General features: G+C 62.2%; 11 protein-coding genes. 2 read left to right on the forward strand and 9 right to left on the reverse strand.

All coding sequences use genetic code 11. The annotated features are described in order from the left end of the window. Positions 1-271: 271 nt before the first annotated feature. Together KW824_RS17960 and KW824_RS17965 are read left to right on the forward strand one after the other, a co-directional pair. Positions 272-1,801 carry an EAL domain-containing protein gene (locus KW824_RS17960; RefSeq protein ID WP_218410600.1) on the forward strand — a complete coding sequence of 510 codons (1,530 nt, stop codon included), beginning with the start codon at positions 272-274 and terminating at the stop codon, positions 1,799-1,801. Between the two features lie 166 nt (positions 1,802-1,967). Beyond that, positions 1,968-3,065, forward strand: a complete 1,098-nt coding sequence (locus KW824_RS17965) for a calcium:proton antiporter (RefSeq protein WP_043129491.1) — start codon at positions 1,968-1,970, stop codon at positions 3,063-3,065. 127 nt (positions 3,066-3,192) lie between these two features. On the opposite strand, the gene hutH is transcribed toward KW824_RS17965, so the two are convergent. The 9 genes from hutH to ftsE form a co-directional block, all read right to left on the reverse strand. Continuing rightward, positions 3,193-4,725, reverse strand: coding sequence for a histidine ammonia-lyase (hutH, locus tag KW824_RS17970; protein WP_218410602.1), 1,533 nt, complete (start codon positions 4,723-4,725; stop codon positions 3,193-3,195). Between the two features lies 1 nt (position 4,726). Continuing rightward, positions 4,727-6,430, reverse strand: coding sequence for a urocanate hydratase (gene hutU / locus KW824_RS17975; protein WP_042650568.1), 1,704 nt, complete (start codon positions 6,428-6,430; stop codon positions 4,727-4,729). A gap of 66 nt (positions 6,431-6,496) precedes the next feature. Then, on the reverse strand, positions 6,497-7,435 hold the full coding sequence (hutG, locus tag KW824_RS17980; RefSeq protein ID WP_218410604.1) for a formimidoylglutamase: 939 nt from the start codon (positions 7,433-7,435) through the stop codon (positions 6,497-6,499). Further along, entirely contained in the window at positions 7,428-8,663 is a 1,236-nt protein-coding gene (gene hutI, locus KW824_RS17985; RefSeq protein ID WP_218410606.1) for an imidazolonepropionase, read from the reverse strand. The genes hutG and hutI overlap by 8 nt, the downstream gene beginning before the upstream one ends. Before the next feature lie 155 nt (positions 8,664-8,818). Continuing rightward, positions 8,819-9,523 carry a histidine utilization repressor gene (gene hutC / locus KW824_RS17990; RefSeq protein ID WP_043131324.1) on the reverse strand — a complete coding sequence of 235 codons (705 nt, stop codon included), beginning with the start codon at positions 9,521-9,523 and terminating at the stop codon, positions 8,819-8,821. Positions 9,524-9,534: 11 nt separating this feature from the next. After that, positions 9,535-10,194 (reverse strand): carbonate dehydratase, encoded by a 660-nt coding sequence (can, locus tag KW824_RS17995; protein ID WP_041206790.1) that lies wholly within the window; start codon positions 10,192-10,194, stop codon positions 9,535-9,537. Between the two features lie 202 nt (positions 10,195-10,396). Continuing rightward, positions 10,397-11,251 carry an RNA polymerase sigma factor RpoH gene (gene rpoH, locus KW824_RS18000; protein ID WP_218410607.1) on the reverse strand — a complete coding sequence of 285 codons (855 nt, stop codon included), beginning with the start codon at positions 11,249-11,251 and terminating at the stop codon, positions 10,397-10,399. A gap of 464 nt (positions 11,252-11,715) precedes the next feature. After that, a complete protein-coding gene (gene ftsX / locus KW824_RS18005; protein ID WP_005323432.1) occupies positions 11,716-12,669 on the reverse strand; it encodes a permease-like cell division protein FtsX in 954 nt (317 codons plus the stop codon). Next, entirely contained in the window at positions 12,669-13,340 is a 672-nt protein-coding gene (gene ftsE / locus KW824_RS18010; RefSeq protein ID WP_005323433.1) for a cell division ATP-binding protein FtsE, read from the reverse strand. The genes ftsX and ftsE overlap by 1 nt, the downstream gene beginning before the upstream one ends. Positions 13,341-13,362 lie beyond the last annotated feature (22 nt).

Below are 13,362 nucleotides of genomic sequence, written 5' to 3' on the forward strand. Positions count from 1 at the left end.
CTCTGTGCTACTGACAAAAATAGATACAGGAGTATTGAACACACGGTGAGTCAAACCGCACTGCTACTCTAGCGATTTCAGATAAGCTGGACAATTGTCATTTATGACAGGTCAGCGATTGAATCTCCATCAATCAATTTGTCATATTTGTTGTATATCAATGGATTATGATTATTGTTCCAAGTGTGACCGATGTGACTCAAATCGAACCAGCTAATGCTATGATGTTGCCATCCATTTGCATCCCATGCGCCCACCGAGCAGGTATCCCTTGCGACGATCGTCTCCCTTCTGGATCAGTCTGCTGCTGCTCTGCCTGCCCGTGCTGGCAAGCCTTCCTCTCAGCCAGTTGCTGGGCAATCCCCTGTCCCACCAGCTGTTGCAGCAGAAAAAGGCGCAGATAGAGGCCGCGCTGACGGAACGCCACAAGACGCTGGATGACAATATCCGCACCCAGCTGTCCAGGTTCGCCTTCGATTGCGGTCCCGCAGACATGGCTCTGCTGCGGGATCCCCGCTTCTACAACAGTCATATCCGGCTGCAGGGGATCCTGCTCGCCTCCGGCCGTGGCTGTTCCAGCCTGGGGCTGGATCTGCCCTTCACCTTGGCCGAGCTGCCCCCCTATCCCGAACAGGAGCAGTTTGGCCTCACGGCCACCCAGGCCCGCTTCAACACCGAGCAGGAGCTGGTAGCCTATTTCAGACAGGGAGATCACGTTGCCTATTGGGTGCTGAACAACAGCTGGGGCCACGATCAGCTGCAATCCCCCTGCTCGGGCTGCTTCTATCTCGAGTTTGGCCAGCAGAGTCCGGGCAAGGTCACCGCTCTCTTCCCCCGTGGCGACAAATCCATCAAGCAGGAGCCCGGCAACCAGAGCCTGAGCTTCTTCGATGCGGATCCCCAGATCAGGCAGACCCTGTGGGCGGGCAAGGCACTGGAGGAGTATGCGAAGCAACAGGCCCGCCACTATGGCCTCTTGTATGGCGGTGCACTGGGACTCCTGCTGGTCGCCGCCTATTGGGTGCTGCGCAACTATCGCCGCTCCCTCAAGGGACTGCTGCAGGCAGGCCTGGTCCGGCGAGAGTTCATCCCCTTCTATCAACCCATAGTGGACAGTCGCAGCAGAAAGGTGGTCGGTTTCGAGGCGTTGCTGCGCTGGCAGCGGGGCCGGGAGCTGGTACCGCCAGGCACCTTCATCGACTATGCGGAAACACAGGGATTGATCCTGCCCATGACGGAGCAATTGCTGGAGCGGGTCATCGCAGATCTGCCCTGGCTGGAGCCGACGCAGTGGGTCAGCGTCAACATAGTGGCCGCCCACCTGGAACAACCCCATCTACGCCCTCTGTTGCAACGCCACGACTGGCCCTCCCCGGCCAGACTCACCTTCGAGCTGACCGAGCGCAAGCCGATCACCGATATCAAGGCGGCCATGGGGGAGATAGCGCTGCTGCAGGAGAAGGGGTATCACTTCAAGCTGGATGACTTTGGCACCGGTTATGGCGGTTTCGCCTACCTGCAGCGCCTCGGCATCCGCCAGATCAAGATCGACAAGATGTTCGTCGACACCATAGGCACCGACGATCTCAAACGCACCCTGCTGGACGCCATCATCGCCTTCGGCCATGAATCCGATATGGAGATGATCGCCGAAGGGGTCGAGACCCTGGAGCAGGTCGACTACCTGCACCGCCGTGGTGTCCACCTGATCCAGGGCTATGTCTATGCCAGACCCATGGCACTCCACAAGCTGAAGATCTGGCTGCTGGCATGGCGGCAGAGCCAGCCCGGCGGGCAATGAGCGCGAAACACGAGGGTTCCCGCCAGGAGACCCTCATTCCTTGCAACAAAATGATTCTCCTCTGACGGGACAACTCCCTTTATCATGGGCTGGCGCGCCCCTGTGGCGCGGCCTGTTGTCTCCCTACCCGTCGGCTACGGCCGCCCCGAGATGAGAACCACTGCCTATGAAGTCATTTATCCGGCAAGAGATTGCCCTGCCCGTTGGCCTGCTGACCCTGCTCTTCTTCAAGACCCTGGGCAGCAACCTGCTGACGGAAGCAACCCCTCTTGCGGTCTACCTGCCGGTGTCACTGGCCCTGCTCGCCATCGTCACCTGGGCCATCTTCTCCGTCGTACGTCACTCCGACGCCCTGGCCATCAAGCTGGGTGAACCTTTCGGCACCCTGATCCTGACCCTCTCGGTCATCTCCCTGGAAGTAGTCATGATCTCCTCCGTGATGCTGACCGGCGAGCCCAATCCCACCATGGCCCGCGACACCATGTTCGCGGTGGTGATGCTGGTGACCAACGGCCTGGTGGGCTTCACCCTGCTGTTTGGCGGCTGGCGCTATCACACCCAGAACTTCAATCTGGACGGGGTAAAATCCTACCTGGTCGCCATCATTCCCCTGGCCCTGCTCTGCCTGGTGCTGCCGAACTTCACCCGGGGCGGCACCCTCGGCAGCATGTCCAGCGCCATGTCCTGGATGCTGATCATCATCTCGGTGCTGCTCTACGGCGTCTTCCTGCTGATCCAGACCCGCAGTCACAGCCACTTCTTCGTCGACAGCGACCACGAGGATCACGAGGATCATCACGGCATACTGCGCAGCAACGTCTACCACACCCTGCTGCTGCTCGCCTACCTGGTGGTGGTGATCCTGCTGGCCAAGACCCTGGCCATCCCCATCAACTACGGAGTGCATGTGATGGAGGCCCCGGCCGCGCTGGGCGGTTTCATCGTGGCCTGTATCGTGCTTGCGCCGGAGGCGGTCGGCGCCATCAAGGCGGCCTTCAACAACCAGTTGCAGCGCGCCATGAACCTCTACTTCGGGTCCGTGCTGGCCACCATCGCCCTGACGGTCCCCTCGGTGCTGTTCATCGGCGCCCTGCTCGGGCAGGAGGTACGCCTCGGTCTCGACGCTGCCAACATGGTGCTGCTCATCACCACCCTGATGGTCTGCAAGGTGACCTTCAGCAGCGGCCGCACCCATGCGCTGCACGGTGCCACCCATCTGGTGTTGTTTGTCGTTTATCTGTTCCTGATGTTCGAACACGAATAACCGGCGCCAGCGCTCAGCGGGTGCTGTTCGTGGTCTACCTGTTCCTGATGTTCGAACACGAATAACCGGCGCCAGAAACGACAAGACCGCCCATCGGGCGGTCTTTTGTTATGTGCGGGCTGACCGCTTAGAGGCTGGGCAGCACCCCGGCCGGGATCAGATCGTTGTAGCTGGCGGCGCCCAGCAGGGCGGCGGCGGCCTCGATGTCCGGCGAGAAGTATCTGTCCTTGTCGTAGAAGCTGACCTCTTCACGCAGTCGCCCCTTGGCCAGTTCGATAAGCTCGGTGCTGCGCAGGGGGGCGCGGAAGTCCAGGCCCTGGGCGGCGGCGAGCAGCTCGACCGCCAGTATGCCGCGGGTGTTCTCCGCCATGTCCGCCAGACGGCGACCGGCGAAGGTGGCCATGGAGACGTGATCCTCCTGGTTCGCGGAGGTGGGCAGGCTGTCCACCGAGGCCGGGTGGGCCAGCGTCTTGTTCTCGGAGGCGAGCGCCGCCGAGGTGACCTGGGCAATCATGAAGCCCGAATTCACCCCACCATTGTTGACCAGAAAGGCCGGCAGGCCGGACATACGCGAATCGATCAGCAGCGCCATGCGTCGTTCGGAGAGCGAGCCAATCTCGGCGATGGCCAGGGCCAGGTTGTCGGCGGCGAAGGCCACCGGCTCTGCGTGGAAGTTGCCGCCGGAGAGGATCTCCTCGTCCTCGGCAAACACCAGGGGGTTGTCGGAGACCGCATTGGCCTCGCACACCAGCACCTCGGCGGCGTGGCGGATTTGTGCCAGACAGGCTCCCATCACCTGGGGCTGGCAACGCAGGGAATAGGGATCCTGCACCTTCTCGCAGTTGTGGTGGGACATGCCGATCTCGCTGCCATCCACCAGCAGGTGGCGATAGCAGGCGGCGGCGTCGATCTGGCCGCGCTGACCGCGCACCTCATGGATGCGGGCATCGAACGGCCGGCGGCTGCCCAGCGCCGCCTCCACACTCATGGCGCCTATGGTGATGGCACCGGCGAACAGATCCTCGGCATGGAACAACCCTTCCAGCGCAAACGCGGTGCTCGCCTGGGTGCCGTTGAGCAGGGCCAGCCCCTCTTTCGGCGCCAGGGCGATGGGCTCGAGCCCCGCAATCTTGAGCGCAGTGGCGGCGTCGATCAGCTCGCCCTTGTGGCGGGCCTTGCCCTCCCCGATCAGCAGACAGCTCATATGGGCCAGGGGGGCCAGGTCACCGGAGGCGCCGACGGAGCCCTTCTTCGGCACCACGGGATAGACTTCGGCGTTGATGAGGGTCATCAGGGCCTCGAGCACCGTCAGGCGGATGCCGGAGAAGCCGCGGGCCAGGGAGTTGACCTTGAGCACCATCATCAGCCGCACGGTAGCGTCATCCATGTACTCGCCAATCCCTGCGGCATGAGAGAGCACGATGGAGCGTTGCAGCTCGTCCAGCTGCTCCACCGGGATGCGGGTGTTGGCCAGCAGGCCAAAGCCGGTGTTGATGCCGTAGACCACGCGGTTTTGCTCTATCACCTTGGTGACCACGGCTGCGGAGGCGTGGATCCCCGCCAGGGCGGCCGGATCCAGGCTGACATGCACAGGCTCGCGGCTGACGCGGCGCAGGGTATTGAGGCAGAGCTTGCCCGGTTGCAGATTGAGTTCGAACATCTTATTTCGCTCCCTTGCCAGCTGTGTTCAGCATCGGCAGATCCAGTTTCGCCTCATGGGCACAGTTGATGGCAATCTCGTAGCCGGCATCGGCGTGACGCATCACACCGGTGGCCGGATCGTTGCGCAGCACGCGGCCGACCCGCTTGGCGGCATCATCAGTGCCGTCACAGACAATGACCACCCCGGAGTGCTGGGAGAAGCCCATGCCGACCCCACCACCGTGGTGCAGGGAGACCCAGGTCGCGCCGCCCGCGGTGTTGAGCAGGGCATTGAGCAACGGCCAGTCGGAGACGGCGTCGGAGCCGTCCATCATGGATTCGGTCTCGCGGTTCGGGCTCGCCACCGAGCCGGAGTCCAGGTGGTCGCGACCGATGACCACGGGGGCTTTCAGCTCGCCGTTCTTCACCATCTCGTTGAAGGCGAGGCCGAGGCGCACTCTATCCTTGACCCCGACCCAGCAGATCCGTGCCGGCAGGCCCTGGAAGGCAATGCGCTCGCGGGCCATATCGAGCCAGTTGTGCAGGTGAGGATCGTCCGGTATCAGCTCCTTCACCTTCTGGTCGGTCTTGTAGATGTCTTCCGGATCCCCTGACAGGGCCACCCAGCGGAAGGGGCCAATACCCTCGCAGAACAGCGGGCGGATATAGGCCGGTACGAAGCCGGGGAAGTCGAAGGCATTTTTCACCCCCTCTTCCAGAGCCATCTGGCGGATGTTGTTGCCGTAATCCAGGGTGGCCGCGCCGCGGGCTTGCAGGGTCAGCATGGCTTCCACCTGGCGCGCCATGGAGTGACGAGCCGCCTGGTTCACCTCCTGGGGCGCAGATTTTTGCAGCTCGCGCCACTGGGCGACGCTCCACCCTTGCGGCAGGTAGCCGTGGATCGGGTCGTGGGCCGAGGTCTGGTCGGTCACCACGTCCGGGGTGATGCCACGGGCCACCAGCTCGGCGAAGACGTCGGCGGCGTTGCCGAGCAGGCCGACGGAGACGGCGGTGCCGCTCTGTTTGGCTTCCTCGACCATGGCCAGCGCCTCATCCAGGCTATGAGCCTTCTTGTCGACGTAGCGGGTCTTCAAGCGAAAATCGATGCGGGTCTCGTCGCACTCCACGGCGATCATGGAGAAGCCGGCCATGGTGGCCGCCAGGGGCTGGGCGCCGCCCATGCCACCCAGGCCGCCGGTCAGGATCCAGCGCCCCGCAGGCGAGCCGTTGAAGTGCTGGTTCGCCACCGCGAAGAAGGTCTCGTAGGTGCCCTGCACTATCCCCTGGGTGCCTATGTAGATCCAGGAGCCGGCGGTCATCTGGCCGTACATCATCAAACCCTTCTTATCGAGCTCGTTGAAGTGCTCCCAGTTGGCCCAGTGGGGTACCAGGTTGGAGTTGGCGATCAGCACCCGGGGCGCGTCCTTGTGGGTCTGGAACACCCCGACCGGCTTGCCGGATTGCACCAGCAGGGTCTGGTCGTCCTCGAGACGGGTCAGCACCTCGACGATCTTGTCGTAGCAGGCCCAGTTGCGGGCGGCACGGCCGATGCCGCCATAGACCACCAGGGACTGGGGATGCTCGGCCACTTCCGGATCCAGGTTGTTCATCAGCATCCGCAGGGGCGCTTCGGTCAACCAGCTCTTGGCGGTCAACTCGGTGCCACGGGGGGCGCGAATGACCCGGCTCGGGTCGTGACGGGGATCCTGGTGTTGCACAGACATAGACACTCCTTGTTTATCAATGCAGCCGCCATGCGGGGGCACAGTGCCCCCTGGCGAGTCGGCCGACTACTTGGTTAGTTGATGGACCAGCCGGGCGGCCACGCGGGCGCTGCGGTTGTCCAGATCCAGACTCGGGTTGTACTCGGCCAGATCGGCGAGCCTGAGCTTGCCGCTGGCCCGGATATGGGCGATCAGGGGTTCGATGACGGCCAGCTCGACGCCGCGGGCGGCGGGTGCGCTCACCCCCGGCATCACGGCGGCAGGCAGCACGTCGAGATCCAGGGTGAGGTAGAGGTGGTCGCAGCGGGCGACAAAGGCATCCAGCCCGTTCAGAAGCTCGGGCAGGTCAGCCGGAGTCATCTCCTCGTCCAGCACGTGCCAGACCCCCAGTTCATTGGCGCGGGCAAACAGCGCTTGGGTATTGGCGGTCTCAGCCACCCCGAGGCAGGCGTAATGAAACGTTGTCCCCTGAGCGGCGCACTGCTCGGCAATCTGGAAGAAGGGGGTGCCTGAGCTTGCCAGCTCCTGCTTCATGCGCAGGTCAAAGTGGGCATCGAAGTTGATGATGCCGACCCGGCCACGGCCAGCCAGATGGCGATTGAGGCCGCTCCAGCTGCCAAACGCCACCTCGTGACCGCCCCCCAGCACCAGCGGGAAGTGACCCAGATCCAGCGCGCTCGCAACCCGTTCCGCCAGCCGGTCGTGGGCGGCATCGAGATCGCCGTCCTCGCAGCGCACGTCGCCGCCGTCATGGACGGGTCGGCCCAGGTGCCAGGCGGTGTTGGCCAGCAGCTTGCGTATCGCCAGCGGCGCGGCGGCGGCACCGACCCGCCCCTTGTTGCGGCGCACCCCTTCGTCACAGGCAAAACCGAGCAGCACCACGCCGGGCTCGCTGTCGGCTTGCCAGGGTTGCACCTTGTTGTGCCAGCGCAGGGCCAGTTCACCATCTTCCGGATCCTGGCGCCCCTGCCAGACCGACATATCGGCCATGTTGAACTTATCCATGGAGCGTCTCCTCCCCGTTGAGGACCCGGCTGACCAGTTGATCGACCCCGATCAGGTAGCTGATCTCGGAGGGGTGGGCGCAATTCCAGATCAGAAAATCGGCCTGCATACCCACCCTCAACTGCCCCAGACGCTCCTGCTCGCCGAGCGCCCGGGCGGCGTGGCGGGTCACCCCGGCCATGGCCTCCACCGGGGTCAGGCCGAACAGGGTGCAGGCCATGTTCATGGCCATGCGCAGGGAGACGATGGGGGCCGTGCCCGGATTGATGTCGGAGGAGACAGCCATGGGCACGCCCGCCTTGCGCAGGGCGGTGACCGGCGGCAGCTTGGTCTCCTTCAGAAAATAGAAGGCGGTAGGCAGCAGAGTGGCGACCACGCCACGGTGGGCCAGCGCCTGGATCCCGTCCTGATCCAGATACTCCAGGTGATCCACCGAGAGGGCGCCGAAGTTGGCGGCGAGCGTGCTGCCCCCCAGGTTGGAGAGCTGCTCCATGTGCCCCTTCACCGCGAGATTGTATTGATCCGCCGCCAGATAGACCTGCTCGGTCTGGGCCAGAGAGAAGCCGATGTGCTCGCAGAAGACATCCACCGCATCCGCCAGACCCGCCTCGGCCGCTGCCGGGATGATCTCCTGGCAGATGGTCTCGACCCAGGAGTCGGGATCGTCGCGGTACTCCGGCGGCACCGCATGGGCGGCCAGCAGGGTGGTCTTGACCCGGATGGGCAGTGCCTCCCCCAGTCGGCGGGCGACCCGCAGCATCTTGAGCTCGTCCGCCAGGGTGAGGCCATAGCCGGACTTGATCTCCACGGTAGTGACCCCTTCCCGGATCAGGGACTTGATCCTCGGCACCGCCAGCTCATAGAGCTGATCCTCGCTGGCCGCGCGGGTGGCCCGCACAGTGGAGAGGATGCCACCCCCCTTGCGGGCGATCTCCGCATAGGGGACCCCCTTCTGGCGCAGCTCGAACTCTTCAGCCCGGCTGCCGGCAAAGATGAGGTGGGTGTGGCAATCGATGAGGCCAGGGGTCACCAGCCTGCCCTTCATGTCGCGCCAGTGGGCGGGATGGGGCCCCTTGAGATCCTGCATGGGGACCAGGGCGTGGATCCTGCCCTCATGCACGCCGAGAGCATGGGGTTCCAGCAGACCGTAGTCCGCCAGATCGGGGCGCAGGGTGGCGGGTGTCACGTTGAGCCAGACCCGCTCGCAGTTCAACAGTTCCTTGTTCATACCGACCTCTAAATGTATATACAATAATTTATAGCCGATCTCTGATGAGAAAGAAAGGATCAAGTTCACATCTTGATAACAGCGGTTTCATTAGAGTTTAAGCACAAAAAAGCCCACCAATAGGTGGGCTTTGAAAACAAGATATGTATATACAATTAAGCCAGTCGGGTCTTGGAGCTCAACTTGTAGCGGGAGCCTGGCGAGAGCAGGCGGGCATAAGAGACCAGAAAGCCATCCGACCAGGTGCGGCGATGCAGCAGCAGGCAGGGGGTATCGACCCTCACCTGCAGCAAGCCCGCCTCGCCGGCGCTCGGCAGCACCGCCTCCACCACGTGCTCCATCTCGGAGAGGGGGCAGATTTCCATCAGATAGCTGTTCGGCGTCTGCCTCGTGAAGTCCTGCTCGCCATAGCCGGGCAGACGCTCGGCATCTACGAAACGCTCCTCCAGTTGCAGCGGCTCCCCATCGGCCTGATGGACGATAAGGCTGTGAAAGGTGGGCGCCCCGACCCGCAAACCCAGTCGCACCGCCACCTTCTCGTCGGCAGCCTGACGCTGCAGGCGGATCACCCGGGCACTGTACTGGCTGCCCCGCTCGGCGATCTCGTCGGCGATGTTGCGAATGGCCAGCAGCGGCGACTCGGCACGCCTGTCCGCCACGAAGCTGCCGGATCCGGCGGTGCGATTGAGCCAGCCCTCGGCCACCAGTTCACGCAGCGCCTTGTTGACCGTCATCCGGCTCACGGCAAACTGCTCGCACAGGGCGGCCTCGGTCGGGATCCTGTCGCCCGCCTGATAGTGGCGTTCGCGGATCCCGTCCAGGATGTGCTGTTTGATCTGCAGATAAAGGGCGGGTGCCACCAATGGATTCCTCAGCGACGACGGTGAGGCGGACGCATGTCCGGCCAGGCGCGGTAGACGTCCGGGATCTGATCAGGGCCGCTGATGCAGAGATCGAGATCGTGCAGCAGACCGTCCTTGATGCCGTAGATCCAGCCGTGCACCGCCAGCTCCTGCCCCTTGCGCCAGGCATTCTGGATGATGGTGGTGTGGCAGACATTGGCGACCTGCTCGGCCACGTTCAGCTCGCACAGGTAGTCGAAGCGCTCGTGCTCATCCTCGATGGCTTCGAGCTCTTCGCCGTACTTGAAATAGACATCCTTGATGTTGCGCAGCCAGTTGTCGATGAGGCCCAGCTCCTGGTTCTGCATCGCCGCCTTGACGCCGCCGCAACCGTAGTGGCCGCAGACGATGATGTGTTTCACCTTGAGCACCTCCACCGCGTATTGCAGCACGGAGAGGCAGTTGAAATCGGTGTGCACCACCAGATTGGCGACGTTGCGGTGGACGAAGACATCCCCCGGCAGCAGCCCCATCAGCTGGTTGGCGGGAACCCGGCTGTCGGAACAGCCGATCCAGAGGTACTCGGGCGCCTGCTGGGCGGATAGGGTAGCGAAGAACTCGGGATCTTCGGCCTTGATCCGTTCCGCCCACTCGCGGTTGTTGGTAAACAGGTCGTTCAACAGTTTCACTTCTGCTCTCCCTAACTGTGGCAGTGGCGGCAACATACCATACACAAGGGTAACCAAGGCAAGGCCGACCAGATCCCCGCGAAACAAAAACAGGGCCATCAGGCCCTGTTTTCTACAAGAGAATGCCCTCAGGCATCCATGGCGTCTTTCAGCTTCTTGAGTGCGTTCTTCTCAAGCTGGCGCACACGCTCGGCGAATGCCCTCAGGCGACCATCGCATCCTTCAGCTTCTTGAGAGCGTTCTTCTCAAGCTGACGCACACGCTCTGCAGACACACCGTAGTTGTCGGCCAGCTCCTGCAGGGTGGTCTTGCTCTCGTCATCAAGCCAGCGGGCACGGATGATGTGCTGGCTGCGCTCGTCCAGGGTGGCCATGGCCGCGCTCAGGCGACGGGTGGCATGGCTGTCCCAGTTGTCGTTCTCGATGGTGGCGGCCAGATCGGAAGACTTGTCTTCCAGATAATGGACGGGAGCGAAGCCACCTTCATCCTCATCGTCACCGACCAGGTCGAAGGCCTGATCGTAGTTGCTCATGCGCGCTTCCATCTCGGTGACGTCGGCAGCAGAGACCCCGAGATCCGCGGCAACGGCCTGAACCTCTTCGTGGTTCAGCCAGCCCAGACGCTTCTTGGACTTGCGCAGGTTGAAGAACAGCTTGCGCTGGGCCTTGGTGGTGGCCACCTTGACCATGCGCCAGTTGCGCAGCACATATTCGTGGATCTCGGCCTTGATCCAGTGCACGGCGAAGGAAACCAGGCGCACCCCGACACTGGGGTCGAAGCGCTTGACGGCCTTCATCAGGCCGATGTTGCCTTCCTGCACCAGATCGGCCTGAGGCAGGCCATAGCCGGAGTAGCTCTTGGCCACGTGAACGACAAAACGCAGATGCGACATGACCAGCTGACGGGCAGCCTCGAGGTCGCCACCCTGCTGCAAACGCATCGCCAGTTCACGCTCTTCCTCCGCGCTCAGCACGGGGATCGAGTTGACGGCCTGGATATAGCCTTCCAGACTACCTTGCGGAATCATAGCCATAGTGCGTTGCAATGAAGTTCCCATGTTCTACCTCTTACTTTTCAATCGAATCAGTCTAACACCCTGAGAGGGTCTGTCTACTGACCGGGAGTCATTCTGCGGCCCACATCAAACACAAGTCAAACATCGGCCTCAGCGTGAGCCCGGCCTATCTTAGGCCGACGGGATGAATCATAAATGAACGGTCAAAAAAAAGGGGTCACAATGAAGGACCCCTGAAAAGTAGCATGCTAAGTCCATTGTTGCGGAGCTCGCAACCTTCACATGCTTGCCAAGTCAGACGAGCAAGGCAGAGGGGCCACACCCGTATACATTCTGTTGCACTAGATAGACTGTTTATAAATCAAAAGGTTCACAGGATCCAAATATGATCCTTGGCGCAGGCATCATTCAGATTACTCTGAGAAAGTGGCCCGTGCCAGAAACGGGCCACTCTTTTACTTGATCCAGTTCGCAAAATCCAGCGCTTTAAAATGCTGATAAATTAATCAGGACGGTTCTATGTCACGAATGTGTCTGTGCACCGAGAACCAGGACGCGATCAACCCCAGCAAGGCCCCCAACAGTATGAGGTTGAAGCCGTCGAACGCCCCCATCCCCACCAACCGGAAGTTGCTGTTGTAAAGCCCCGCCAGCTCCTTCACCACCCCCTCGCTCCAGATCACCATCACCTCGGTCAGCCACCAGGCCAGCATGCCGCCGATGACCCCGAACCAGATGCCGGTGTAGAGGAAGGGACGGTGAATGAAGGCGTCGGTCGCCCCCACCAGCTTGAGCACTTCGATCTCGGAACGCTGGTTGAGAATATTGAGCCTGAGGGTGTTGCCGACGATCAGCAGCACGGCAGAAAGCAGCAGCACCGCTATGCCGGTGATGGTGTGGCGCAACAGGTTCATGATCCCCTGCAGCCGGGTCAGCCACTGCAGATCCAGCTTGCCCTGCTCGATGCCGGGTTCGTTCTCCAGCTTGGCGAGCAGCTCGGCGGCCCCTTCCGGATTCTGCCAGCGCGGATCCGGGATGACGCTCAGCACCGGCGGCAGCGGGTTGCTGTCGAGGTAATCGAGGGCATCGCCGAAACCGGAGATCTCGCGGAACTCCTTGAGCGCCTCGTCCCGGTTCATATAAGTGACGGATTCCACCTCGGGATAGAGCAGGATCCGCTGCTTCATGTCGAGGATGCTCTGCTCCGGCAGATCCTTGCGCAGATAGAGGGAGATCTGGGAGCTGGTCTGCCAGCTCCCTTCCACCACTTCGGCGTTCTTCAGCAGCACGTGAAAGCAGGAGGGCAGCGCCAGACTGACACCAAGCACCGCCAGCGTCATCAGGGAAGCAAGCGGATTGCGCCACAGCTCTCCCAAGCTGGCAAAGGCCTGACGCACGTGGTCCACACCGTACATCATCAGACGGCGCAGCGGCGGCTGTTTATGACGAACGATAGCCATCAGCTCTCCTCCTGCTCTTGGGAATACATGCGCCCTGCCTTCAGGGTCAGGGTGCGATAGCGCATGCGGGCGATCAGCCCCAGATCGTGGGTGGCAATCAGCACCGAGACCCCGAAGCGGTTGAACTCCTCGAACAGCCGCATGATGTCCATGGAGAGCTGAGGATCCAGGTTGCCGGTCGGTTCATCCGCCAGCAGCAGGGGCGGCTTGTTGACGATGGCGCGGGCGATGCCGACCCGCTGCTGCTCACCACCGGAGAGCATGCGTGGCTGGTAGCGCTCCTTGCCGAGCAGGCCGACCTTGTCCAGCGCCGCTGCCACTCGCTTGTTGATGTCCGCATGGCTGTAGCCATCGATCACCAAGGGCAGGGCCACGTTGTCGAACACGGTTCTGTCCATCAGCAGCCGGTGATCCTGAAAGATCATCCCGATCTGGCGGCGCACATAGGGGATCTGGCTGCGCTGGATATGACTGACGTCATCGCCATGGAAGAAGACGCGACCGTCGGTCGGCCGCTCCATCACGCTGATGAGCTTGAGGAGGGTACTCTTGCCCGCCCCCGAGTGGCCGGTCAGGAAGGCCATTTCCCCCTTGCGCAGGTGGAAGCTGACTTTCTGCAGCGCCTGATGGCCACCGCTGTATACCTTGCTGACCTTGTCAAAACGGATCATAACGGTTTCCTGATATTGACAA

Origin of the sequence: Aeromonas sp. sif0611 (assembly GCF_019218845.1) — a bacterium.
Classification (GTDB): Bacteria; Pseudomonadota; Gammaproteobacteria; order Enterobacterales; family Aeromonadaceae; genus Aeromonas; species Aeromonas media.